Origin of the sequence: Agromyces intestinalis (assembly GCF_008365295.1) — a bacterium.
Taxonomy (GTDB): domain Bacteria; phylum Actinomycetota; class Actinomycetes; order Actinomycetales; family Microbacteriaceae; genus Agromyces; species Agromyces intestinalis.
Map to the genome: position 1 here is coordinate 1,933,684 of NZ_CP043505.1, position 23,997 is coordinate 1,957,680.

A 23,997-nucleotide genomic window follows, 5' to 3' on the forward strand; every position below is an offset into this window, starting at 1 on the left:
GCGGATCGATCAAATGTCCAGGAAGCGCACGTCCTTCGCGTTCTTCTGGATGAACGAGCGACGGCTCTCGACGTCGTCGCCCATGAGGGTCGAGAAGATCTCGTCGGCCGCGGCCGCGTCGTCGACCGTGACCTGCAGCAGCGTGCGGGACTCGGGGTTCATCGTGGTGTCCCAGAGCTCTTGATGGTTCATCTCGCCGAGACCCTTGTAGCGCTGGACGCCGTTCTCTTTCTGCAGACGCTTGCCGTTGGCCAGCCCCTCGGCCAGCAGCGCATCGCGCTCACGGTCGGAGTAGACGTACTCGTGGTCGACGTTCGTCCACTTCAGGCGGTACAGCGGCGGCTGCGCGAGGTACACGTAGCCCATCTCGATGAGCGGCCGCATGTACCGGAACAGCAGGGTGAGCAGCAGGGTCGTGATGTGCTGGCCGTCGACGTCGGCATCGGCCATCAGCACGATCTTGTGGTACCTGGCCTTCTCGGCGTTGAAGTCCTCGCCGATGCCGGTGCCGAAGGCGGTGATCATGGCCTGGATCTCGGCGTTGCCGAGCGCCCGGTCGAGGCGCGCCTTCTCGACGTTCAGGATCTTGCCGCGCAGCGGCAGGATGGCCTGGGTCTCGGGGTTGCGCCCCGTCTTGGCCGATCCGCCGGCCGAGTCGCCTTCGACGAGGAAGATCTCGGAGATCGTCGGATCCTTCGACGTGCAGTCGCTGAGCTTGCCCGGCATGCCGCTCGACTCGAGGAACCCCTTGCGGCGGGTCGCCTCGCGCGCCTTGCGCGCCGCGATGCGTGCGGTGGCCGCCTGCAGGGCCTTGCGGATGATCTCGCGCGCCTGCGTCGGGTTGCGGTCGAACCAGTCGCCGAGCTGGTCGCCCGTGATGCGCTGCACGAACGACTTCGCCTCGGTGTTGCCGAGCTTGGTCTTCGTCTGGCCCTCGAACTGCGGTTCGCCGAGCTTCACCGAGATGACGGCGGTGAGCCCCTCGCGCACGTCGTCGCCCGAGAGGTTGTCGTCCTTCTCCTTGAGGATGCCCTTCTCGCGGGCGTACTTGTTCACGAGCGTGGTGAGCGCCGCACGGAACCCCTCTTCGTGCGTGCCGCCCTCGTGCGTGTTGATCGTGTTCGCGTAGGTGTGCACCGACTCCGTGTACGCCGTCGTCCACTGCATCGCGACCTCGAGCGCGATCTTGCGCTCGGTGTCCTCGGCCTCGAACGAGATGATCTCGTCGTTCACGAGCTCGGCTCGCTTCGACCGGTTGAGGTACTCGACGTAGTCGACGAGTCCGCGCTCGTAGAGGAACGTGTCGGTGCGGGGCCCGACGGTCGGGGCATCGGTGTCGAGGTCGACGTCGGCCGGGTCGGCCGCTTCATCCGCGCCGCGCAGGTCGGTCAGCGTGATGCGCAGCCCCTTGTTGAGGAACGCGTACTGCTGGAACCGGGTGCGCAGGGTCTCGTACTCGAACTCGACGGTCTCGAAGATGTCGGGCGTCGGCCAGAACGTGGTCGTCGTGCCGGTGATCGACTCGTCGATCGCCTCGTCCTGCGAGAGCGGCGCGTCGGGCACGCCCAGGTGGTAGGTCTGACGCCAGACGTGGCCCTGCCGGCGCACCTCGACCTCGAACCGGGTCGAGAGCGCGTTCACGACCGACGCGCCGACACCGTGCAGGCCGCCCGAGACCGCGTATCCGCCGCCGCCGAACTTGCCGCCCGCGTGCAGCACGGTGTGGACGACCTCGACGGTCGAGCGGCCCTCGGTGCGGTGGGTGTCGACCGGAATGCCGCGGCCGTCGTCGATGACGCGAATGCCGCCGTCGGCGAGGATCGTCACGTCGATGTCGGTGGCATACCCCGCGAGCGCCTCATCGACCGAGTTGTCGACGATCTCGTACACGAGGTGGTGCAGGCCGCGCGGACCCGTCGAGCCGATGTACATGCCCGGTCGCTTGCGGACCGCTTCGAGGCCCTCGAGTACCTGGATCGCGTCGGCGCCGTATTCGGGCGCACTCTGGGCCTTCGTCGGTTCCGCTGTCATGGGTGAATCAGGCTCCAAACCGTCGTTCTGGCGACTCTCGATCCTATCGCACCGAGGCCGCCACCCTGGTCGGAATACGCCGTTCTGAGGCGATTACAAGGTCGAAGCGACCGAATTCGGTTCCCTAGCCGTAGGTATCGCGTGGGCCACGCCCTGGAACCGATCTGGGGCCGTGTTTCCAGGTGGGGGCGTCCGGTCCTTGGAAGCGGATGGTGTCGACGCCCGCGTCGGGGTTCCGCTCGAGGATCCGCGAGAGCAGTTCGGAGCGCATCATCCGCAACTGCGTCGCCCACGCCGTCGACTCGCAGCGCACCTGCAGCACCCCGCCCTCGATCGCGACCGGCTCGGAGTGCTTCGCGATCTCGGCACCCGCGATCTCGGCCCAGTTCGAGAGCAGGTCGTGCTGCGACAGCGGACCCTGCCAGCCGAGTTGCGTGCTGAGCTGGTCGATGGCGTCGCCGAGCGGCTTCGGGTCGCGGCCCGGCGCGAACGGCTCGCTGCCGGTTCGGGCCGCGGCCTCCGCCCCGTCGCGCCGCAGCCGGCGGCGCGGCCGGTCGTCGCCGAAGATCTCGCGGAAGTGGCGGTAGAGGCGGGATGCCTCGGAGGTCTCAGCCATCGGATGCCTCCCCCGCACGTTCGCCGTCGACGATGCGCCCGGCCTCGATGTGCACGATACGCGCGGTCAGCGGTTCGGGCACGTCCTCGAGCACGGCCGCCGTCACGAGGACCTGCTCGTAGCCCGAGATCGCGGCGGCCAGTCGTTCACGCCGGCGGCGGTCGAGCTCGGCGAACACGTCGTCGAGCACCAGCACCGGGTCGCCCGTCGACGAGTCGCGGCGCAGCAGCTCGGCCGCGGCAAGCCGCAGCGCGAGGGCGAACGACCACGATTCGCCGTGGCTCGCGTACCCCTTCGCCGGCAGCTCGTTGAGCAGCAGCAGCACGTCGTCGCGGTGCGGGCCGGCGAGCGTCACACCGCGCTCGAGCTCTTTCGGACGAAGTCGTTCGAGTGCGGCGGCGAAGCGGTCGGCGGTGCTCGCCCCCTCCCCGACGACGGGTGCGAGTCCTGCAGCCGGTTGCTGAGCTGCACCTGGGTCTTCGGCGTCGGCCCCATCGATCGAGAGCACCGCACGCAACGTCGGCCCGTGGTCGGCGTCGACGATCGCGCCGTACGCGACCGCGAGCGGCTCGGCCAGGTCGGCGATGAGCGCCACACGGCGATCGATCAGCTCGGAGCCGAGCTCGACGAGCCGTTCGTCCCAGATATCGAGCGTCGGCAGTGCGGCCGCCGACAGGCCGCGTGCGCGAGCCGACTTCAGCAGGGAGTTGCGCTGGCGCAGCACTCGGTCGTAGTCGGCCATCACGCCCGACAACCTCGGTGTCAGTTGCACGAGAAGCTCGTCGAGCATGCGACGCCGCACCGACGGCTCGCCCCGCACGATCGCGAGGTCTTCGGGCGCGAAGAGCACCGAGTGCGCCACGCGCGGCAGGTCGCGGGGCTTGGCCGGCGACCGGTTCACCTGGGCGCGGTTGGGACCTTGGCGGTTGAGCTGCAGTTCGACGAGGACCTCGCGGTCGCCGTGCGCGAGCAGCGCGCGCACGATCGCGGCGTCGGCACCGGCGCGGATCAGCGGTTGGTCGCCCGACACCCGGTGCGAGCCGAGGGTGGCCAGGTAGCCGATCGACTCGACCAGGTTCGTCTTGCCCTGGCCGTTGCGCCCGACCAGCACGGTCGCGCCGGGCTCGAGGTCGAGCTCGGCGCGCGCGTAGTTGCGGTAATCGGTGAGCGAGAGCCGGACGACGTGCACGCAGGGCTCCCTTCGACGATTCGGCTCATCACGCTACCGCCGACCTCCGACCCCGTGCTGGTCGAGCAGCTGGTCGAGCAACTCCGAAGGGGCTCGTCTCGAGGTGCGTCCGACTCCGTCGGGCGCACCTCGGCCTGCGCAGGGCCGGACCTCAGCGCAGCAGCAGGTTCGGCTGCAGCAGGTAGCGGTACGTGTCGGCGCCCGCCTGCTCGCGCGAGGTCTGGCTGGTGATGAGCACCGGGCCGGGCTTGTTCGGGTTCTCGGTCTTCGTGAACGAGATGCGCACGAACTCGCTCGGCACGGCGCTCAAGCCGTCGAGCAGGAACTGCGGCTTGAGCGACACCACGGTGTCGTCGCCGGTGAGGATCGCGTCGACCTGCTCGGACGCCTGCGCCTGCTCGCTGCCGATCGCCTCGAGCACCAGACCGTCTTGGCTGAAGCTGTAGCGCAGCGCGGCCTCGCGCTCGAGCACCAGGGCCACGCGTCGGGTGGCCTCGATGAGCTCGGCCGTGTTCATCACCGCGTAGTTGTCGACGGTGTCGGGGAACAGCCGGCGCACCGGAGGGAAGTTGCCCTTGATGAGCAGCGACGTCACCGTCTTCTTCTCGGCGCTGAACGCGATGAGCTCGCGGTCGTCTCGGCTGGTGATCGCGACCGAGATCGTTCCCGAGTGCCCGAAGGTCTTGCCGACCTCCTGCAGGGTGCGGGCCGGCACGAGCGCCGTGAGCTCGGTGCTGTCGGCAACGCCGCCGCCGTCCCATTCGATCTCGCGGATCGCGACGCGGTAGCGGTCGGTCGCGACGAGGCTCAGGTTGTTCTCGCGCACCTCGAGCTGCACGCCCGTGATGACGGGGGTCACGTCGTCACGCGACGCGGCGACCGCGACCTGCGCGACGGCGGCCGCGAACTCATCGGCCGGCACGACACCCGATTGCTCGCCGATCTCGGGAATCGACGGGTACTCCTCGACCGGCATCGACAGCAGCGTGAAGGTCGCCGAGCCGCAGCTGACCGAGATGCGGCTGTCTTCGGTGGCGATGCGGACGGGCGCGTTCGGCAGGCGGCCGGCGATCTCGGCGAGCAGGCGGCCCGAGACGAGCACGGTGCCCGGCTCTTCGACGTCGGCCTGGATCTCGGTGCGGCTCGACACCTCGTAGTCGAACGAGCTCAGCACCAGCCCGTCGGCCGTGGCCTCGATGAGCACGCCGGAGAGGATCGGCAGGGTGGTGCGCTGGGGCAGCAGCTTGACGGCGAACGAGACCGCCTCACTGAAGACGTCGCGATTGACCTGGAACTTCACGGTTCTCCCGTCGTGGTGCAGCTGGATGGCATCCCCATGCTATCGGGACGGCTGCGGCGCGCACGGGCGAGTTCCGACGCGCTGCGGGGCCCGCTCGCGACCGTTCCTCACAGTTGTGGAAATCCTGTGGATTGTTAACGAGCAACCGCCTGGCGCCTGTTGAGACGGCGAGGCGCCATGTGGACAACGTGCGGCGCGACATCCGGCCGGCCGACCCCCGACCTCTCGAATCCCACACACCGTGCACAGCTCGCATGACCGCCGATCGGCGCGCTGATGCGGATCGCCGAACACCATCCACAGTTTCCACAACGGTTAACACCGTTAAGAGACAGTTGGTTAACCGATGGGCTCCGACAACCTCGCGTTGTCGAGCGATCGGATGTCGCGGCTGACGCCGCGGCTCAGCGCACGCGCGACGTCTGCTTGATCCGCGAGGTCAGCTCGGTGACCTGGTTGTAGATCGAGCGTCGTTCCTTCATGAGTTCGGAGATCTTCTTGTTCGCGTACATCACCGTGGTGTGGTCGCGATTGCCGAACAGCTGCCCGATCTTCGGCAGCGACAGACTCGTCATCTCGCGGCAGAGATACATCGCGATCTGGCGCGCGGTCGCGACCGCCTGCGAGCGGCTCGACCCGTACAGGTCGTCGACCGTGAGCTTGAAGTAGTCGGCCGTCGCCGTGATGATGTCGACCGGCGCCACGACGTTGTCCGTGTCATCCGTGATGAGGTCTTTCAGCACCGTCTGCACCAGGGGCATGTCGACCGGAGTGCGGTTGAGGCTCGCGAACGCCGTCACGCGGATCAAGGTGCCCTCGAGCTCGCGGATGTTGCTCGACACCTTCGACGCCATGTATTCCAGGATGTCGTCGGGCACTTGCAGCTGCTCCGACTGCGCCTTCTTGCGCAGGATCGCGATGCGCGTCTCGAGGTCGGGCGCCTGCACGTCGGTGATGAGGCCCCACTCGAAGCGGCTGCGCATGCGGTCCTCGAAGCCGGTCAGGTGCTTCGGCGGCACGTCGCTCGTGATCACGACCTGCTTGTTGTGATCGTGCAGGTTGTTGAACGTGTGGAAGAACGCCTCCTGCGTCTCGGCCTTGCCCTGCAGGAACTGGATGTCGTCGATGAGCAGGATGTCGACGTTGCGGTACCGCTGCTGGAAGAGCGAACCGCGGTTGTTCGCGATCGAGTTGATGAAGTCGTTCGTGAATTCCTCGGAAGAGACGTACCGTACGCGGATGCCCGGGTACAGGCTCATCGCGTAGTGCCCGATCGCGTGCAGCAGGTGGGTCTTGCCCAGGCCCGAGTCGCCGTAGATGAACAGCGGGTTGTAGGCCTTCGCCGGCGCCTCGGCCACCGCGACCGCAGCCGCGTGCGCGAAGCGGTTGGACTGGCCGATCACGAAGCTGTCGAACGAGTACTTCGGGTTCAGGCGCGCGTCGCGCGGACGATCGGCGGATGTCTCGAACACTGCGTGCGGAGCGCCCGGGAAGTCGACGCTGTCGGGGAGATCCTCGACGGCGCGCAGCATCGGACCGCCGGCCGAGCCGACTGTGCCGGCCGTGCCGCCGCCGATCCCGAGCGCGCTGCCAGGAGCCGGCGCGGCGTTCTCGGGTGCGCGCGGCTCTTCGAGCTCGGGGTTCACCACCACGTAGAACGAGGTGACCGGCGGACCCGTGATCGCGGTCATCGCGTGCAGCAGGGGCACCCGCATGCGCTGGTTCAGCATGCTCGCGGTGAAGTCGTTCGGCACCTCGAGATAGAACGTGCCGCCACCGATGCCCTTGGGCAGCACGAGGTTGAGGAACCCCTGCAGCATCGGGGTGATGCTCTCGTCTTCGCTCAGGCGATCCAGGACCGCTGCCCAGACATCGGTGATGGGCTGTTCGGTCATGGGCTCCCCGCAATCATCGGCGCCATCGACGCACCGTTCGTCGTTATTCCCCCGAACGACGTGCGAGCGGGCGCGATGGTAACTGTTCACAACGTTATCCACGGGCTGTGGGTGGTAGGGGCCGATGCCCGAGATTCCGCGCCGCAGGCTGGGGATAACTGGTTGAACACGCTAGCGAATGCGCCCGGGCACGACAAATGCCGAGAGCGTGATCAGCGGGCCCGGGCGTGTCGATCCACAGCCGCTGCGCAGGTCCGCGCGATACTTTGAGGTTCGGACCAGACGCCTGTGCCGGGGTCCGAGTTTGACCGCGCGCCGATCAAGCCGTAGTTTTAATCAGTTGACCGCAGCCCTTCGGGGCACTGAGCTTTCCCGCCGGAGCACCTGTGACGCTCCCATGCGCGGAGCATCCGACACCTCCGGAGTAGAGAATGAGCAAGCGTACTTTCCAGCCGAACAACCGTCGTCGCGCCAAGAAGCACGGCTTCCGCCTTCGCATGCGCACGCGCGCGGGTCGCGCCATCCTCGCGGCACGCCGCCGCAAGGGGCGCACCGAACTCTCCGCGTAGTCCGTTCGGTGCTCGCCAAAGCCAACCGCCTCACGAGCGCCGACGACTACCGGTCGGTGGTACGTCGTGGGGCGAAGGTCGCCGGTGCCCACACGGTGAGCTATCTGCGCTCCCGTGAAGCTGGCTCCGACGCGCGCTTCGGCTTCATCGTCTCGAAGAAGGTCGGCACCGCCGTTCGCCGCAATCTCGTTCGCCGTCGTCTCAAGGCCGCATGCCACGAACTCGTGTCCGAGGGCATCACCGGCGTCGATGTGGTGGTGCGTGCACTGCCGACCGCCGCAGCCGCAGACTGGGCGGCACTGCGCGCCGAGGTTCGTCGAGCCGCGCACGACCGCCGGGTCGTGCGCGGCTCGTCGTCGTATTCAGCGGGGCCCGTGTCAGCGGGCTCGGAGTCGTCAGTGGGTGATGGGCATGCGTGACCTCGCCCTGTTCGTGCTGCTGCTGCCCCGCAATCTCGGCGTCCTGCTGCTTCGGGGCTACCGTGCTGTGATCTCGCCGCTCTACGGCGACGTCTGCCGCTACTATCCGTCGTGCTCGGCCTACGGGCTCGGGGCCGTGCAGCAGCGCGGGCTGGTCGTCGGTTCGGCTCTCGCGGCGTGGCGCATCCTCCGCTGCAATCCGTGGTCGCGCGGCGGCGTCGACGACGTGCGCCCCGCCCGGCACGACCGGTATCGCCTCACTCCGTTCGGGTGGGTGCTTCCCGCCGCCTGGGTCACCGGTTCCGGGGCGTCCTCGGATCGCACAGCCCACGAACTCCACTCCCATGCCACCGGCACCCGGCCCGTGGCATCCCGGCTCTCCCCCGTTTCATCCCGAAAGGCCTGATCCCCTCCATGGACCCCATCGGCTTCATCCTCTGGCCCATCAAGTGGGCCATCGAGGTCATCCTCGTCGCCTTCCACTGGCTGTGGACCTCCATCGGCATGGACCCCGACGGCGGTGCGACCTGGGTCCTGTCGATCGTCGGCCTCGTCATCGTGGTGCGCGCAGCGCTCATCCCGATCTTCGTGCGCCAGATCAAGAGCCAGCGCCGCATGCTCGAGGTGGCGCCACAGCTCAAGAAGATCCAGGACAAGTACAAGGGCAAGAAGGACCAGTTCTCTCGTGAGGCGATGTCGCGCGAGACGATGGAGCTCTACAAGCGCACGGGCACCAACCCGCTGTCGTCGTGCCTGCCGCTGCTGCTGCAGATGCCGATCTTCTTCGCGCTCTTCTCGGTGCTGAACGGCGCCCAGCATGACCAGGCCGGCGTCGGCGTGCTCAACCAAGAGCTCGCGAACTCGTTCGCCCACTCCGAGTTCTTCGGCGCCCCGCTGAGCTCGACGTTCATCAACGAGTGGAACGCCATGACCTCGGGTCAGCCGTTCAGCGTCTCGGTGATGGTCATCGCGCTGACCATGATCGTGCTCATGACGGCCTCGCAGTTCATCACGCAGCTGCAGATCGTGTCGAAGAACATGTCGCCCGAGACCAAGGCGAGCCCGATGTTCCGGCAGCAGCGCATCCTGCTGTACCTGCTCCCCCTCGTGTTCGCGTTCTCGGGTGTCGCGTTCCCGCTCGGCGTGATGTTCTACTGGCTGGTCTCGAACTTCTGGACCATGGGCCAGCAGTTCATCGTCATCCGCAATATGCCGACCCCCGGCAGTGAGGCCGCCAAGGCGCGCGAGGCTCGGCTGGCGAAGAAGGGCAAGCTCGTCACCGAGAAGCCCGAAGCTGCCGAGGCCGAGGAGCCGGCGAAGCCCGTCACGACCCAGCGTCAGCAGCCGATGGGCAAGGCCCGCGCGAAGAACGCCGGAAAGAAGCCGAACGGAGGCAACCGATGACTGCCGTGCATGAAGAGACCGTCGAGCGTTCACGAGACCAACTCGAGGAGGAAGGCGACATCGCCGCCGACTACATCGAGGAACTGCTCGACATCTGCGACCTCGATGGCGACATCGACATCGATGCCCGCAACGGTCGCGCGTACGTCTCCGTCAACGCCGGCGACGGCGCCAACATCGCGGTGCTGTCGAAGCCTGAGACGGTGTCGGCGCTGCAGGAGCTCACCCGCCTCGCGGTGCAGACCAAGACCGGCGCCTTCTCGCGCCTGATCCTCGACATCGGCGGCTCGCGTGACGCGCGACGGGTCGAGCTGGGCGCGCTCGTGTCTCGCGCGGTGGAGCGCATCGAGGCCGGCGCGACCGAGGCTGCGCTTCCGCCGATGTCGTCGTACGAGCGCAAGCTCGTGCACGACCTCGTCGCCGAGCGGGGCTTCCACTCGGAGTCACGCGGTGAGGGTGCCGAGCGCCACACCGTCATCACCCGGGTGGGCTGAGCGTCGGCGCCTCGGGGTCGCTACCGCTCGATCCACCGCTTCCACTCCGACGTTTCACGTGAAACATGACTGATCGACTCCTTCTCGAACCCGAACCCCCGGGTGCCGCGGTGCTCTTCGGTGATCGGCTCGACCAGGGGCGCGCGTTCACCGAAGCACTCGCTGACCACGGTGAGGAACTCGGCCTGATCGGTCCGCTCGAGCTGCCGCGGCTCTGGACCCGACACATCCTGAACTCGGCGGTCGTCGCTCCGCTGCTTCATCCCGGGCTCGTCGGCGACGTCGGGTCGGGCGCCGGTCTGCCGGGGCTGGTGCTCGCCATCATCCGGCCGGATGTCTCGTTCGTGCTGATCGAGCCCATGGAGCGCAGGGTGGCGTGGTTGAGCGACCAGGTCGCCGCACTGGGGCTCTCGAACGTCGAGGTTCGTCGCGCTCGTGCGGAAGAGGCCAAGCTGAACGGACAACTCGACCAGGTCACCGCTCGCGCGGTCAGCGCCCTCAAGACGTTGATTCCCATCACGGCTCCCCTGCTGAAGCCTGGAGGCGAACTGGTGCTCCTGAAGGGCGCCGCGGTCGACGGCGAGATCGGCAACGCCGAGAAGGCCATGCGCAAGTTCCGCGTGCACGACCCCGAGGTACTCGTGCTCGGCGAGGGCGTCGTCGGCGAGGTCACGCGGGTGTTCCGGGCGACGGTGGGCTGACCGGAACGTCGCGGTCTCCGCGGTCGCCTGTGAAGTACTCGAGGAGATCGGGCTCGAGGTGGAGGGCGGTGACCTGGTCGATTGCGCCATCATCCCCGTCGGTCTGTCGAGCGCGGTGGCACTCGTCATCGACGCCTGCACGCCGGCATCGCTCGGCGTGCTGCGGGGGCCGACGAGCGCGATGCGGTGCGGTTCTTCTCCTCCGCAGGACTTGAACGGCTCGCCCGCTCGCCCGCCTATCGTGCGAGCGTTCGAAGGGAGTTGGGTGCGGTGGCTTCAGCCGGGTAACACCGGTGCTAGCCGCGCACGAGGCGGAGCGCCTTCTCGGTGAAGTAGGTCACCTCGCCGTCGGCATCCTCGACACCGATGACGAACTTGCCCGAGGGAGTGGCCCGGACGTCGACGACTTCTCCGCGTCCGCGTGGAGTGAGTGCCTCGGCTCCTGGTGTGAAGATGGTCGTGCTCATACCGAGAATCATGCGGCCGAGGTCGACCCGCCGCCTCCCCCGCGAGCCGGATATGGCCCCGAGTACGTCTGTCGCTGTACGCGAATCCCGAGGGGTGCGGCCCAGCGGCGAACCACACGATCAACGCGAGGACCGGGAAGAAAGCTCAGCGCGGCAATCCAGATCGCCGTGTCGAGCGAGTTGAGCGACGTGTGGCGGGCGATCTGCCTCACTCCAACACGAACGCTGCCAGGATCGGCGGGGTGACAGTGACGATCATCAGCACGCCGATGATGTCTCTCAGAGCTCCTTCCCTGGGTCACGCGTCGGTTGTGATCAGGCCACGGCATCACGCGCAGTGCCGAGAGTCTCGATTCTTCCGACCCGGGGTCGATGTTTCACGTGAAACACTCTCGCCTCGGAGCCCGTGAAGATTTCGAGCGACCGCTCAAGCTCCGCTCTCGCCCGCCCGCGTACGGCGGAGCGCAGCAGCGCAGGGTGGCTGGGTGGCTGGGTGGCTGCGTAGCTGCGTGGCTCGCGATGCGTTTGACGACCCCGGTCTGCACGACGGTCGACGCACGCGTCGTGGGGCACGAGATCGAGACACCGTTCGCCCCAGCGATCGTGTGCAGGACGGCGCGCGGCTACCTCGGAGCACACCCGGGTGCCAGGCCGGGCGGCACCGCCGCCGACATTCAGGTTCCGTTCCGAAGCTTCGACCAGCGTTCGCATCCCCGCACCGAGGCTATACGGCGGGGCGAACGCGCTGAGCGACGTGCCAAGAAGGAGTCGAAGCGCTCGTCCCACTACTGCGATCGTGTGGCGCGAGTGCGGCTTCAATGAAGGCTCGGGCGTGATCGAGTGCACCCCTGGCCGCCGAATACAACAGAGGCGCTCGCCGTGTACTCGAGCCCGGGGTAGGACTGAGTGGCGTGCGCGGCTGCTTCCGACACAGTGAACTCGAGGGATGTCGATCGTCGCTTCACCGCAGCTTCGTGTGTCAGGTAGTGCCCAAGAACGGCCGCGGCACCCCGGGATCAATGAAGTTCTTCTCCTTTGAGTGCCAGAGCGTTTCACGTGAAACGCTCTGGGTGGCGAGCTCTGCACCATTGAGCGATGTTTCACGTGAAACGGCCGGGCCTGGATGGGGCAACCTCCCCAGAGGGCCTGAACCTCTCCTCAGCACCGCTGTCGACAACGATTGTTCCCGTGTTCGGGCGTGCGTGAGTGCCGGGGTCCGACGGCCCAGTTAGGCTTGGGTGTCGGACCGGCCGAGGTCGGTCGGGCGACGCATCATCACACGACGAGCGTGGGTTGGAGAACTCGGGATGGCGCAGGGTGGGGCTCGCGGCTGGTTCCGACGCAGACGTGCACGATCCGAGGAGAACCAGAAGCAAGTGCCCACCGCTCCCCCGACGACTCCATCGGCAACGGTGCCCGCCCCCGTCCCCGCGGCGACCGCGCCCGGCGCCACCGAGGTGACCGCGAGCGACACGCACACCTGGGCTCCGCCGGCTCAAGCAGTGCAATCGAACGCCACCGGGCAGCCCGATTCGAATCCCTCGCTGCCTCAGGGAGCGGTGCAGTCGCAGCCGTCGTCGGCAACTCTCCCGCCGTCCGGCAACGGGGCGACCCCGATCGCATCCGCCTCTGCCATTCCTGACTCGAGCGACGCGGCGACGACCGGTTCCGAGACGCGCTTCGACTGGGATGCGGCTACCGCTGCGGCGCTGACGGACTCCCCTGACGCGCCGGCCGATCCGGCATCGGAGGCCTTCGCGCAGCACGCGCCGCATTCGGATGCTTCGCCAGACCGCCTGCTCGAAGACATCATCCGCGAGATCGTCGGAGGCGCCGCAGCCGACACGGTGTCGTCGCTCCATCAGCCGAAGCCGACCGCGACGGATGAATCGACTTCCGGCACGGCTGCATCCGATGAATCAACTCCCGATGGTTCAGCCCCCGAGGCTTCCGCGCAGGCCATCCCTCAGTCCCCTTCGACTGGGGAGGCGGAGAGAGCCCCAGCGCCGACGCACGACACCCAGCAGCACGAACTCGGTGACGACGCAGGAGTCCGCGCGGCCGCCGGGGCACCAGCGCGCTCCGAGTCGCCCGTGGAGCCCTCCGCAGCGGACCTTTCGTCACACGCGACCTCTACGCAGTCACCGACCATCACCGGTGTAAGCGGATCGAGCGCTCAATCGGGCGATGAACCTGCCGTCGGCTACGCGCCGGAAGACGACCGCGGTTCCGACTCCGCTCCAACGGTGACGAGCGAAGGATCCGACGAGTCGGCAGCGCCTGCGGTCGCCCCGCCGGCCGCACTCACCAGTGACTCCGCCCCTCCGACCGCCTTTTCCACCGACGTTTCACGTGAAACATCCCCGATCTACGGAGGAACTCCCCTGGCTGATCAGCTCGCCGAAGAAACTCGTCGGCGCATCGCACTCGAAGAGGCCGTCCTGCCTCTTCCCGTGCAGACGCGCGTGTTCACCATCTCGAACCAGAAGGGCGGCGTCGGCAAGACGACGTCCGCGGTGAACCTGGCGGCGGCCCTCGCACGAACGGGTGCGCGCGTGCTCGTCATCGACCTCGATCCGCAGGGCAACGCGTCGACCGCGCTCGGTGTCGACCACCGATCCGAGCAGCAGAGCGTCTACGAGGTATTGGTCTCCGATCTCCCGCTGTCCGCGGTCGTGCGTCAGTCGACCGAGCACGAGCAACTCGACTGCGTGCCTGCGACGATCCATCTCGCCGGTGCCGAGATCGAACTCGTCTCGATGGTCGCGCGCGAGCAGCGCCTGCGACGCGCCCTCGATGCGCACCTCGCCGCGATGTCCGATCCCTATCACTACGTGTTCATCGATTGCCCGCCTTCGCTCGGACTGCTCACGATCAACGCGTTCGTGGCCGCGCGTGAGGTCTTGATCCCGATTCAGTGCGAGTACTACGCGCTCGAGGGCCTCTCGCAACTGCTCAGCAACATCGAGCTCATCGAAAAGCACCTGAACCCGACACTGCGGCTCTCGACGATTCTGCTCACGATGTACGACTCGCGTACCAATCTGGCGCAGCAGGTCGCGCAGGAGGTGCGCGACCACTTCCCCGGTCAGACACTGCAGACGATCATTCCGCGTTCCGTCCGGGTCTCGGAGGCGCCGAGCTACGGTCAGAGCGTCATCACCTACGACTACGGCTCCAGCGGCTCGCTGTCGTATCGCGAAGCGGCGGCTGAGATCGCCCGCCGCGGCGCACCCGAGATCGAGGAGTCGAACTGATGGCAGCGAAACGTACCGGCCTCGGCCGTGGTATCGGCGCACTCATTCCAACGGACGAGTCGGCGGTGAAGGCGTCGCGGCCGGTCGACGTGTTCTTCCCGGACGGCGAGCGACCCGAGACTGCGGTCGGCGCCGTCGAGCAGGCCGCCACGGCCGAGTCGTTGATCGCGGTTCCCGGAGCGCGCCTCGCACGCCTCTCCCCCGATGACATCGTGCCGAACGCGCAGCAGCCGCGCACGGTCTTCGACCCCGAAGACCTCGCAGAGCTGGTGCACAGTATCCGGGAGTTCGGCGTGCTGCAGCCGATCGTGGTGCGCCCGCACCCCGACCAGGCAGGCAAGTACGAGCTGGTGATGGGCGAGCGTCGCCTTCGCGCGACGAAGGCGGCCGGGCTCGACAGCATCCCGGCGGTCGTCAAGGACACGGCGAACGAGTCGATGCTGCGCGATGCGCTGCTCGAGAACCTGCATCGCTCGCAGCTCAACCCGCTCGAGGAAGCATCTGCCTATCAGCAGCTCCTCGCGGACTTCGGTATCACCCAGGAGGAGCTCGCCAACCGCCTCGGTCGGTCTCGTCCGCAGATTTCGAACACGCTGCGGCTCCTGAAGCTGCCCGAAGCCGTCCAACTCCGCGTCGCGGCCGGTGTGCTGAGCGCCGGACACGCTCGCGCGATCCTGATGATGCCCGACGCCGAGTCGATGCAACGCCTTGCCGACAAGATCGTGAACGAAGATCTCTCGGTCCGCGCCGCCGAGGCGCTCGCGTCGGCCGAGCCGAAGCCGGCGCGCGCGAAGCCCGCCGCCGGCAAGCGCCAGGAGTTCCTCGATGACCTCGCGGGCCGACTCGGCGACCGCCTCAACACTCGGGTGAAGATCTCGCTCGGTGCGCGAAAAGGCCAGATCAACATAGATTTCGCGACCGTGCAGGATCTCCGTCGCATCTTGAACGATCTGGGCGAGGAGCTCGAGGGGCTGTAGTCGAAGTCGTCCGAGTGTGCGCCGTACGCCGCGCATCGACGTTCAGTCCGGTGCGCGGCGTAACCGCGCGGAGCGAAGACTTCGCTTCCGCACCACCGCATCCGAGTGCGGCGCCGAGTCGGGTTGCACGAGCGCCGCACACAGATACTGCAGAACGACCCGACTAGCGCCGCGGCTTCCGCTCGGTCGGCTCCGGGAGCTCGATCCGGCTTCTGCCGCCGGCGAAGTCTCGACCGCCGGGAAGCGGGGCAGGGGCGGGGAGTTCGTTCTGCGCTTCCCACATCAGGTTCGCCGCGTGTGCGTGCGCGTGGAAGACCTCGTCGAGCGTGCCGGGGCGCAGCCGTCACCCCGTTTCACGTGAAACGCTGTCAGCCGCGGGCGACTGCGCGGCGGATGAGTCCGTCGTACAGGGTCGAGGCGTCGGCGCCCGACGCTTCGATCGCCAGCGGCACGAGCGAGGTCTCGGTGAGTCCGGGCACCACATTCGCCTCGAGGAACCAGGGCTCGCCCTGCTCGTCGACGATGAAGTCGACCCGCGAGAGGTCGCGTAACCCGAGGGTCCGGTGCGCGAGCACGGCGGCATCGGCAACGGCATCGGCACGATCGACCGGCAGGCGCGATGGTGCGTAGAACGTCGTCTCTCCGGCGTTGTACCTCGCCTGGAAGCTGTAGATGCCCGCCGTCGGTTCGATCTCGACGGCGGGCAGCGCGACGGGGCCGTCGGCGGTGTCGACCACCGTCACGGCGACCTCGGTGCCGAACACGCGGTTCTCGACGACGGCGACATCGTCGTACGTGAACGCGTCGACCATCGCCCGGGGCAGCTCATCGGGTGCGTCCACGATGGTGACGCCCTGGGCCGACCCACCGCTCGCGGGCTTCACGACGACATCGCCCGGCAGCGCCTTGCGCACGACGCGCAGCACGCTCGCCGCACCCAGTTCGCGGAACGCCTCGTGCGAGAGCACGACCGACTCGGGAACCGAGATGCCGGCATCACCCACCAGTGAGGATGCAACCGGCTTCGACCACGCCCGACGCGCAGCCGCGCCAGTCGAGCCGACGGTCGGCACGCCGAGCGCGGCGAGCAGGTCGAGCAGCGACCCGTCTTCACCACTCGAGCCGTGCAGTGCGGGGAACACCACGTCGGGGCGGTGATCGGCCAGGAACGGCAGCAGTCCGGCATCGGGATCGCGCAGTGCGACCTGGTGCCCGGCGGCGTCGAGCGCGTCGGCCACCCGTCGACCCGATCGCAGCGAGACATCCCGCTCGTGCGAGATGCCACCGGCGAGCACGACCACGCGAAGTGCACGCCCGTCAGTCACGTTCGGGCCGAGCTGCTGCGGGGCATCCGACACGATCTCTTCAGAATCAGCCATGATCTGGGATTTCTCCGGTCTCTCTACGAAACTCAACGGGCGTCTACTTCAGGTCCGATGGCGGAGCCTGCTCGATGCCGGGCGTCAGCGGCGCCTGCAGCGTGCCCGTGCCGGCGAACGTGTCGAGCAGGTCGAGCTCACCGTTCACCACGGTCGCCAGGCGCCGCACGCCGAGGCGGATCGCGTCGGGCGTCGGATAGCAGAACGAGAGTCGCATCGCGTGGCGCCCGCGCCCGTCGGCGAAGAACGCGGTACCCGGCGTGTAGGCGACGAGCTCGCGCACCGCGCGCGGAAGCATCGCCTTCGAGTCGAGCACGTCGGGCATCGTGACCCAGACGTAGAACCCGCCGTTGGGGTTCGTCCACGACAACTGCGGCAGGTACTCCGACAGGGCCTCGATCATCGCGTCCTTGCGTTCGCGATACACCCCGCGGAACGTGTCGATCTGGCCGCGCCAGTCGGCGGTCGAGAGGTACTCCGACACCACGAGCTGGCTGAACGACGACGGCGAGAGCACCGCGGACTCGGCGGCGAGAATGAGCTTCTCGCGGATGGCGTGCGGTGCGAGCGCCCAGCCCACGCGGAATCCGGGGGCGAGGGTCTTCGAAAACGAACCGAGGTAGATGACGCCCTCGGGGTCGAGCGAGCGCAGCGCGTTCGGTGCGGGCTCGTCGAAGTGCAGCAGCCCGTACGGGTTGTCCTCCAGCACGAGGATCTCGTTCGCACGGCAGATCTCGAGGATCTCGGGGCGGCGGGCGGCCGAGAGCGTGACACCCGCCGGATTGTGGAAGTTCGGGATCGTGTACAGGAACTTGATGCGCCGGCCCTGCCCGCGCAGGTGCGCGATGGTGTGTCGCAGCGCCTCGGGGATGAGCCCGTCGTCGTCCATCGCGACGTGCACGACCGACGCCTGGTACGACCGGAACACCCCCATCGCCCCTACGTACGACGGGGCCTCGGCGAGCACCACGTCCCCCGGGTCGAGGAACAGCTTCGCCACGAAATCGAGCGCCTGCTGCGAACCCGTCGAGGTGACGACGTCGTCGACCGATGCGCCCCGGATGCCCTCGAGCGACATGACCTCGAGGATGTGCTCGCGCAACTCGGGGATGCCCGCTCCCCCGCCGTACTGCAGCGCGACCGGGCCCTGCTCGACCATGACGCGATCCATCGCCGAACGGATGAGCTCGTGCGGCAGCGCGGAGACGAACGGCATGCCGCCGGCGAGCGAGACCACCTCGGGGCGCGACGCGACGGCGAACAGGGCTCGAACCTCGGATGCGGCGAAGCCGGCGGCTCGCTCGGCGTAGTTCGCGTACCAGGGGTCGAGGTTGTTGCCGGTCCGCTGGGGGACGCCGTCGGTGGTCACATCACATCCGTTCTGCTCAGGGTTTCATCGTATGCGCCGCGATCGGCGCAACCAGACGGATGACTCGGAGCGAGACATCCGTCGGTGGATCCCCACCCCGGTATGCGATTCGGGTCCGCAGACGGCGTGTCGGCGAAATCGCACCCATTTCGGATGCGACACGCCGGTGCGTGCCTGAATTGCGAACGAATCGGGGCGGTTGGGGGGAGATGCGAGAGACCCGCCCGGCTTCTGCCGGGCGGGTCTCTGGGTTGGTCGAGGCGGCCGGCTACTGGAGGTAGGCGGCGAGGTCGGCCTCGAGGGCGGGCTTCGGCTTGGCGCCGATGACGGTCTGCACGACCTCGCCGCCCTTGAACACCTTCATCGCGGGGATAGCGGTGATCTGGTACTTCATCGCGAGCTGCGGGTTCTCGTCGACATTGAGCTTGACGATGTCGAGCTTGTCGGCGTGCTCGGTCGCGATCTGGTCGAGGATCGGGCTCACGGCGCGACACGGGCCGCACCATTCGGCCCAGAAGTCGACCATGACGGTCTTCTCGTTCTGCAGCACCTCCTGGTCGAAGGTGGCTTCGGTCACAGCACGTGCGGTCATGGATTCTCCTTTGGTGAAGTCGGACAAGTCGGTTGCGAACCGGCCGGATGCCTCGGCTCAGCCGTTGACGGCGGCGAGCCGTTCGATCGCTTCGGCCTCTACCTCGGCCTCCTCGGGGGTGGCGCTGTCGTCGAGCGCGGCGAGGTAGTGTTCGGCGTCGAGCGCGGCGACCGTGCCCGAGCCGGCGGCCGTGACGGCCTGGCGGTAGTGGGGGTCGATGACGTCGCCGGCCGCGAACACGCCCGCGACCGAGGTGCGCGACGAGCGGCCGTCGACCCAGATGGTGCCCTCGGGCGTGAGCTCGAGCTTGCCGTGAACGAGGTGAGTGCGCGGGTCGTTGCCGATCGCGACGAACAGCCCGTCGAGGTCGAGTGCGCGAAGCTCGCCGGTGACGGTGTCGCGCAGGGTGACGCCGCTCACCGCGGTGTCACCGTGGATCTGCGTGACCTCGGCGTTGAACACGAACTCGATCTTCTCGTTGTCGCGGGCGCGCTGCTGCATGATCTTCGAGGCGCGCAGCGAGTCGCGGCGGTGGATGACGTACACCTTGTCGGCGAACCGGGTGAGGAACGTCGCCTCCTCCATCGCCGAGTCGCCGCCGCCGACGACCGCGATCGTCTTCTGGCGGAAGAAGAACCCGTCGCACGTCGCGCACCACGACAGGCCGTGGCCCGAGAGGATCTCCTCCTCGGGGAGGCCGAGCTTGCGGTACGCCGAGCCGGTCGCGTAGACGAGCGAGCGCGCCTCGTGGGTCTCGCCGTTGCCGAGCTTGATGCGCTTGACCGGGCCGTCGACGTCGAGCTCGACGACGTCGTCGTAGACGACCTCGGTGCCGAAGCGCTCGGCCTGCTCTTGCATCTTGGTCATCAGGTCGGGCCCCATGATGCCCTCGGGGAACCCGGGGAAGTTCTCGACCTCGGTCGTGTTCATGAGCTCGCCGCCGATCTCGACCGAGCTCGCGATGAGCAGCGGCTTCAGCTCGGCGCGGGCGGCGTAGATGGCGGCGGTGAAGCCCGCGGGCCCGGATCCGATGATGATGATGTCGCGCAACACAGCTCCTCGTTCGGCGTGCATGTGGCACCCGCACCGAGCGGATGTCACGACATGGTGAACACAGTCTAGGCGGCGGCTATTCCGGCGGCCTGAGGGTTGCGCCGGGCGTCGCCGAGGACGGATGCGTCGCTGAAGACGGATGCGTCGCTGAAGACGGATGCGTCGCCGCAGGCGTGCCGGCGAGGCATCCGCTCGCCCGGCTGCCTCACCTGCGCCCGAGGCGGGCCAGCAGCGGCTCGGCGAACCCGCGCAGCTCGGGCGAGCGCAGCACCCACAGCCCGGCGAAGTACAGGGCCGACATGACCGCGCCGATGATCACCATCGAGACGATCGCGGCGAAGATGCCGGAGAGCGCGTAACCGTCTGGTCTGGTTCCGCCGAGCGCGACGAGCAGCAGCACCCCCGCGATGACCGGCACGACGAGCGCGACGAGCGAGCGACCGAACGCGACCGCGATCCGGCGCCCGTCGAGCGTGCCGAGCCGTCGCCGCAGCAGCACCGCAGCGATCACGAGCTGCACCGTGCCGGCGACGGTCGTGACGACCGCGATGCCGAACACCACCCACGCCGACGGCAGTGCGATGCACGCGAGCGAGCCGGCGATGAACAGCACGACCTGCGCGAGGGTGAAGAAGAACGGCGTGCGCGTGTCGTGCATCGAGTAGAACGTGCGCTGCACGATGAACAGGATGCTGAACCCGATGAGGCCGGCCACGTACGCGATGATCACGTCGCCCATCGAGAAGATGAGGGGTTCGACCGCCGTGAACACCCGTGCGAACGGATAGGCGCAGACGATCAGCACCGCCGTGGCCACGAAGATGATGACGCTCACGCCGCGCACCGCGCTCGACAGGTCGGCGCGCACCCGATCGATCGCGCCTCCTGCCGCGTGCTCGCTCATACGCGTGAAGTACGCGGTCGCGATCGAGACCGTGAACACCGAATGCGGCAGCATGAAGATCAGCCAGGCGGTCTGCTGCACGTAGATGGACGCCTCATCGGGCGAATCGGCCGAGTACCCGACCACCGAGGTCTCGACGAAGCCGGCGACGGTGGTGAGCAGCAGCATGCCGAACGTCCACCCGGCGATGCCGGCGGTCGAGCGCAGTCCGACGCCGCGCCACTGGAAGTCGGGTCGGTAACGAAGCCCCGCGCGGCGCCAGAACCAGAACAGGATGAGCGCCTGGGCGGCCACGCCGAGGGTCGCGCTGCCCGCGAGCACCGCGATCATCGCGGGCGACCAGTCGCCGGCCGACCACAGCGTTCCGGTCGGGTCGGTGCCGAACATCAGCACGAACACGCCGAGGCCGGCGAGGGCCACCACGTTGTTCAGCACCGGCACCCAGGTGAACGGCCCGAACACGCGCTTGGCGTTCAGCACCTCGCCGAGCAGCGAGTACATGCCGTAGAAGAAGATCTGCGGCAGGCACCAATAGCCGAACGCGACCGCGAGGGCGAACACGCCCTGGCTCATGCGGCCGCCGATGAGCAGCGTCAGGAGCGGCGTCAGCAGGGTCGCGAGCAGGGCGGCTGCGGCCAGCAGTGAGAGCCCCAGCGTCACGATCTTGTTGAGGTATGCGGTGCCGCCGTCGGGGTGCGCGGCCGAGCGCACGATGAGCGGAACCAGCACCGCGCTCAGCACGCCGCCGGCGACGACGACGTAGATCGTGTTCGGCAGCTGGTTGGCCGCGGCGAAGGCATTGGCACCAGCGCCGCTCGCGCCGATCACCGCGGCGAGCAGCGCGGTCTTCACGAACCCGAGGATGCGCGAGACGATCGTGCCGCTCGCGAGGAAGGCGCTCGCTCGCCCGATGCGGTCCTCAGCCATCGCGCGACTCGGTGGCGTCGGCCGGCTGCACCGCCGGGTCGTCGGCATGCATTCCGTTCGAGGCATCCTTCTCGTCATGGGTGTCGTTCGAGGCATCCGCGTCGATTGCGCCCGCTTCCGCCGCCTCTTCGGCGCGCGCTCGGCGGCGCCGCCGGATGGTGCGCCAAAGGCCGAACGCGAAGAACGCGACCACCAGGATCGCAAGCACCGTGGCGCCGACGCCCTCCCAGTCGGCCTGCACGTTCGCGGGGATGTCGACCGCCGAGCCGACGGCGACGCCGGTCGGCGAGTGGAGCGTCACGGTGAGCACCACTTGCCCGTTGCCGACGCCCGCCTCGACCGGAACGCGCACATTGCTGCGGGACTCGGGGGCGAGGGTGACCGGAACCTCCTCGTCGACGATGAGCCGGCCGTTCGACGGGGCGACGTGCACGATGACGTTCGCGGCGTACGGCAGCCGGTTCTCGATCGTCGTCGGCACGCCCGTCTCGGTGGAGAGCACGTTCACCGGGCTCGACGGCACGATGGAGATCGCGTCGACCGTCGCGGACCGCTCGACGAGCCAGCCGCCGACGGCGCTGGCCCACTCGTCGGGCTGATCGATCCAGGCGATGTCGAGCAGCGCGAGCAGTTCGCGACGCACCGGCGCCGTGAGCGGCGTGGGATCGTCGAGCACCGTCGCGAACGCGACCTGCCCGGCTTCGGCGTCGAGCATGCGCTGCGCATACGAAGGCCGGGGCTCGGGCTCGGTTCCATCGGTCAGCGTGCGTGCGGTGGGCGGCGCGCCGACGATGTCGGCGAGCGACGCGGTCGCCGCGACCGGCGACTCGACGAGCCGGTCGAGCGCCGCGGCGACGCGCGTGGCGTTCTCACCCGCGGTGCGAGGGAGCGTCGCGAGCAGGACAGCCCGGTCACCGGGTGCGGCGGCGCGCAGCGCGAGTTCTGCCAGGAGCCGGGCGGATGCCTCGCGCTGCGCCACCTCGGACGGCGCGGTCGCGGCCGCGCGCAGCGCGCCGGTGATGCGCGCGTCGGACACGAGGGCGGTCTCGCCGTCGAGCGAGGAGGCGGCGTTGCCGTCGGAACCCGGATCGACGTTGGCCGCGGCGAGGATGGTGGTGGTCAGCCCTGCGTTGCGGAAGGTCGCGAGGTCGCCGGCCGCGACGGTGCCCTCGGCCGGCCACGCGATATCGGTGCGCGTGTACGGCCAGGCGAACAGATCCTCGGTGGAGGGCACGGTGCCGGGTTCATCGGGTTCGGACGGATCGGCGGGCGTGGTCGGTGCAGGGGTCTCGGATGCCTCGCCGACGGCCTCGGCGGGAGCGGTGCCGGCGGCAGCCGGACGGGCGGATGCCTCGGCAGCGGCGTCCGCGGCCGGCATGCCGCCCGTGGCATCCGCCGCGCCCGTCTCGAATCGAGCAGGGTCGAGCAAGTCGTCGAACGCGCCGACCGGCAGCACGCCGACGCCGAGCTGGGACTGCAGCGCGAGATCGGAGTCGGCGTAGGAGAGCGGGAACACCTCGTTCGGCACCGCGGCCAGGCGCTCGAGCCAGGCGACCGCCGCCGGCGGTGCATCGGTGCCGAGCAGGCGGATGGAGACGATGATCCGCGGGTCGATGCCGATCGCGACCGGGCGGCCTGCGAGCGAGTCGAGCTGCCGGGTGAGCAGGCCCACGGGGCCGGTCCAGGTGGCGAGCTGTTCGGCGTCGGCCACTCCGGTGACCTGCGCGGGCAGCGTGATCGCGCCGACCACCGCGACCGACACCGCCCGAGCCGGTGTCGGCGTCGTCGAGGGGAACGCCGCGGATCCGCTCGCGGCCGTCTCGCCATCGACGACCAGTTCGGCGCCGACCGCCACGATCGGGGCGCCCGCCTGCGCGCCGAGCGCGTCGGCCGGGATCGACACCGTCGCGCTCGCGGTGCCGCCGACGCCGATCGGGCGCAACGGCGCCTCGCCCACCACCGCGCCGGCGGGTTCGGCGGTCCACGCGTCGAGTGCGGCCGTGTCCGAGATCGGGGTGGCGGGCGCGGTCACTCGCACGATCGATGCGGCGAGGGCCTCGCCGGTGCGGTTCGACACCTCGACGTCGACCGTGAGCGGCGCTGCGGGGTCGACATCACCCGGTGCGCTCGGTGCGATGCGCACGACGAGCGTCTCGTCGACCTCGGACGGCGCGGCTGCCGCCGGCGCGCCGGCCGAGGCATCCGACTTCGAACCCGCGACCGCGACCTCGTCGACGCTCGACCCCGCCAGACCGGCCGCGACGCGAGGGGCCACCGCGACGCCGGCCACCATGAGGCCGGCCGCGAGCAGTACGAGGCCGCGGCGGGCCGTGTCGGGGAGTCGGCGGAGTCGACGCGATGCGTTCGACCCGGCCTCCATGCACGCGATTCTACGGGGAGCGCGCTGGGCGATCCGTGCGACCGTTCGCGGAGTCCGGTGCGGGCGCAGACGCA

Annotated in this window: 19 protein-coding genes and 1 pseudogene; 8 read left to right on the forward strand and 12 right to left on the reverse strand. The window is 68.7% G+C overall.

Annotated features, from left to right (window positions below):
* Positions 1-9: 9 nt before the first annotated feature.
* The 5 genes from gyrB to dnaA all read right to left on the reverse strand — a co-directional run bounded on the left by gyrB (position 10) and on the right by dnaA (position 7,031).
* Positions 10-2,031: a DNA topoisomerase (ATP-hydrolyzing) subunit B gene (gene gyrB, locus FLP10_RS08855; protein ID WP_149160533.1), complete on the reverse strand. Its 2,022-nt coding sequence runs from the start codon at positions 2,029-2,031 to the stop codon at positions 10-12.
* A gap of 124 nt (positions 2,032-2,155) precedes the next feature.
* Complete coding sequence (locus tag FLP10_RS08860; RefSeq protein ID WP_149160534.1) at positions 2,156-2,647, reverse strand: DciA family protein; 492 nt, start codon at positions 2,645-2,647, stop codon at positions 2,156-2,158.
* Complete coding sequence (recF, locus tag FLP10_RS08865; protein ID WP_149160535.1) at positions 2,640-3,836, reverse strand: DNA replication/repair protein RecF; 1,197 nt, start codon at positions 3,834-3,836, stop codon at positions 2,640-2,642. The genes FLP10_RS08860 and recF overlap by 8 nt, the downstream gene beginning before the upstream one ends.
* 151 nt (positions 3,837-3,987) lie before the next feature.
* Positions 3,988-5,136, reverse strand: a complete 1,149-nt coding sequence (gene dnaN / locus FLP10_RS08870; protein ID WP_149160536.1) for a DNA polymerase III subunit beta — start codon at positions 5,134-5,136, stop codon at positions 3,988-3,990.
* Positions 5,137-5,540: 404 nt separating this feature from the next.
* Positions 5,541-7,031 (reverse strand): chromosomal replication initiator protein DnaA, encoded by a 1,491-nt coding sequence (gene dnaA, locus FLP10_RS08875; protein WP_149160537.1) that lies wholly within the window; start codon positions 7,029-7,031, stop codon positions 5,541-5,543.
* Positions 7,032-7,462: 431 nt separating this feature from the next.
* On the opposite strand from dnaA, the gene rpmH reads away from it, so the two are divergent.
* The 6 genes and pseudogenes from rpmH to rsmG all read left to right on the forward strand — a co-directional run bounded on the left by rpmH (position 7,463) and on the right by rsmG (position 10,618).
* Complete coding sequence (gene rpmH / locus FLP10_RS08880) at positions 7,463-7,600, forward strand: 50S ribosomal protein L34 (RefSeq protein ID WP_021010601.1); 138 nt, start codon at positions 7,463-7,465, stop codon at positions 7,598-7,600.
* An 8-nt stretch (positions 7,601-7,608) separates the two neighbouring features.
* Positions 7,609-8,019: a ribonuclease P protein component gene (gene rnpA, locus FLP10_RS08885; protein ID WP_149160538.1), complete on the forward strand. Its 411-nt coding sequence runs from the start codon at positions 7,609-7,611 to the stop codon at positions 8,017-8,019.
* Positions 8,012-8,302, forward strand: a pseudogene (yidD, locus tag FLP10_RS08890) (membrane protein insertion efficiency factor YidD); the annotation flags it as partial. The gene rnpA and the pseudogene yidD, both read left to right, overlap by 8 nt.
* 131 nt (positions 8,303-8,433) lie before the next feature.
* Positions 8,434-9,423: a membrane protein insertase YidC gene (yidC, locus tag FLP10_RS08895; RefSeq protein WP_149160540.1), complete on the forward strand. Its 990-nt coding sequence runs from the start codon at positions 8,434-8,436 to the stop codon at positions 9,421-9,423.
* A complete protein-coding gene (locus tag FLP10_RS08900; protein ID WP_149160541.1) occupies positions 9,420-9,917 on the forward strand; it encodes a Jag family protein in 498 nt (165 codons plus the stop codon). Before yidC ends, FLP10_RS08900 begins: the two co-directional genes overlap by 4 nt.
* Positions 9,918-9,982: 65 nt before the next feature.
* Positions 9,983-10,618 carry a 16S rRNA (guanine(527)-N(7))-methyltransferase RsmG gene (gene rsmG / locus FLP10_RS08905; RefSeq protein WP_149160542.1) on the forward strand — a complete coding sequence of 212 codons (636 nt, stop codon included), beginning with the start codon at positions 9,983-9,985 and terminating at the stop codon, positions 10,616-10,618.
* A gap of 296 nt (positions 10,619-10,914) precedes the next feature.
* Here the strand turns inward: rsmG and FLP10_RS17405 are convergent, their stop codons facing one another.
* Entirely contained in the window at positions 10,915-11,085 is a 171-nt protein-coding gene (locus FLP10_RS17405) for a hypothetical protein (protein WP_168209144.1), read from the reverse strand.
* Between the two features lie 2,366 nt (positions 11,086-13,451).
* Between FLP10_RS17405 and FLP10_RS17695 the strand changes: the two genes are divergently transcribed.
* Positions 13,452-14,342 (forward strand): ParA family protein, encoded by an 891-nt coding sequence (locus tag FLP10_RS17695; protein WP_246150367.1) that lies wholly within the window; start codon positions 13,452-13,454, stop codon positions 14,340-14,342.
* Entirely contained in the window at positions 14,342-15,319 is a 978-nt protein-coding gene (locus FLP10_RS08915) for a ParB/RepB/Spo0J family partition protein (RefSeq protein WP_149160544.1), read from the forward strand. Before FLP10_RS17695 ends, FLP10_RS08915 begins: the two co-directional genes overlap by 1 nt.
* Before the next feature lie 368 nt (positions 15,320-15,687).
* Here the strand turns inward: FLP10_RS08915 and FLP10_RS08920 are convergent, their stop codons facing one another.
* The 6 genes from FLP10_RS08920 to FLP10_RS08945 all read right to left on the reverse strand — a co-directional run bounded on the left by FLP10_RS08920 (position 15,688) and on the right by FLP10_RS08945 (position 23,923).
* Positions 15,688-16,698: a D-alanine--D-alanine ligase family protein gene (locus tag FLP10_RS08920; RefSeq protein ID WP_149160545.1), complete on the reverse strand. Its 1,011-nt coding sequence runs from the start codon at positions 16,696-16,698 to the stop codon at positions 15,688-15,690.
* Between the two features lie 43 nt (positions 16,699-16,741).
* The gene (locus FLP10_RS08925; RefSeq protein ID WP_149160546.1) at positions 16,742-18,067 is read right to left on the reverse strand and encodes an aminotransferase-like domain-containing protein; all 1,326 of its coding nucleotides are present in this window, start codon (positions 18,065-18,067) and stop codon (positions 16,742-16,744) included.
* 268 nt (positions 18,068-18,335) lie between these two features.
* Positions 18,336-18,659 carry a thioredoxin gene (gene trxA / locus FLP10_RS08930; RefSeq protein ID WP_149160547.1) on the reverse strand — a complete coding sequence of 108 codons (324 nt, stop codon included), beginning with the start codon at positions 18,657-18,659 and terminating at the stop codon, positions 18,336-18,338.
* 57 nt (positions 18,660-18,716) lie between these two features.
* Positions 18,717-19,709 carry a thioredoxin-disulfide reductase gene (trxB, locus tag FLP10_RS08935; RefSeq protein ID WP_149160548.1) on the reverse strand — a complete coding sequence of 331 codons (993 nt, stop codon included), beginning with the start codon at positions 19,707-19,709 and terminating at the stop codon, positions 18,717-18,719.
* A 208-nt stretch (positions 19,710-19,917) separates the two neighbouring features.
* Positions 19,918-21,543, reverse strand: a complete 1,626-nt coding sequence (gene murJ / locus FLP10_RS08940; RefSeq protein ID WP_149160549.1) for a murein biosynthesis integral membrane protein MurJ — start codon at positions 21,541-21,543, stop codon at positions 19,918-19,920.
* Positions 21,536-23,923 (reverse strand): DUF6049 family protein, encoded by a 2,388-nt coding sequence (locus FLP10_RS08945; RefSeq protein WP_149160550.1) that lies wholly within the window; start codon positions 23,921-23,923, stop codon positions 21,536-21,538. Before FLP10_RS08945 ends, murJ begins: the two co-directional genes overlap by 8 nt.
* Positions 23,924-23,997 lie beyond the last annotated feature (74 nt).

Excerpts from the sequence above, each read along its gene's own strand:
- FLP10_RS17405 (WP_168209144.1), bottom strand. The coding sequence starts at position 11,085 with ATGAGCACGACCATCTTCACACCAGGAGCCGAGGCACTCACTCCACGC.
- trxA (WP_149160547.1), bottom strand. The coding sequence starts at position 18,659 with ATGACCGCACGTGCTGTGACCGAAGCCACCTTCGACCAGGAGGTGCTG.
- FLP10_RS08860 (WP_149160534.1), bottom strand. The coding sequence starts at position 2,647 with ATGGCTGAGACCTCCGAGGCATCCCGCCTCTACCGCCACTTCCGCGAG.
- FLP10_RS08945 (WP_149160550.1), bottom strand. The coding sequence starts at position 23,923 with ATGGAGGCCGGGTCGAACGCATCGCGTCGACTCCGCCGACTCCCCGAC.
- FLP10_RS08920 (WP_149160545.1), bottom strand. The coding sequence starts at position 16,698 with ATGGCTGATTCTGAAGAGATCGTGTCGGATGCCCCGCAGCAGCTCGGC.
- FLP10_RS08900 (WP_149160541.1), top strand. The coding sequence starts at position 9,420 with ATGACTGCCGTGCATGAAGAGACCGTCGAGCGTTCACGAGACCAACTC.
- FLP10_RS08915 (WP_149160544.1), top strand. The coding sequence starts at position 14,342 with ATGGCAGCGAAACGTACCGGCCTCGGCCGTGGTATCGGCGCACTCATT.
- murJ (WP_149160549.1), bottom strand. The coding sequence starts at position 21,543 with ATGGCTGAGGACCGCATCGGGCGAGCGAGCGCCTTCCTCGCGAGCGGC.
- rsmG (WP_149160542.1), top strand. The coding sequence starts at position 9,983 with ATGACTGATCGACTCCTTCTCGAACCCGAACCCCCGGGTGCCGCGGTG.
- rpmH (WP_021010601.1), top strand. The coding sequence starts at position 7,463 with ATGAGCAAGCGTACTTTCCAGCCGAACAACCGTCGTCGCGCCAAGAAG.
- yidC (WP_149160540.1), top strand. The coding sequence starts at position 8,434 with ATGGACCCCATCGGCTTCATCCTCTGGCCCATCAAGTGGGCCATCGAG.
- gyrB (WP_149160533.1), bottom strand. The coding sequence starts at position 2,031 with ATGACAGCGGAACCGACGAAGGCCCAGAGTGCGCCCGAATACGGCGCC.
- dnaA (WP_149160537.1), bottom strand. The coding sequence starts at position 7,031 with ATGACCGAACAGCCCATCACCGATGTCTGGGCAGCGGTCCTGGATCGC.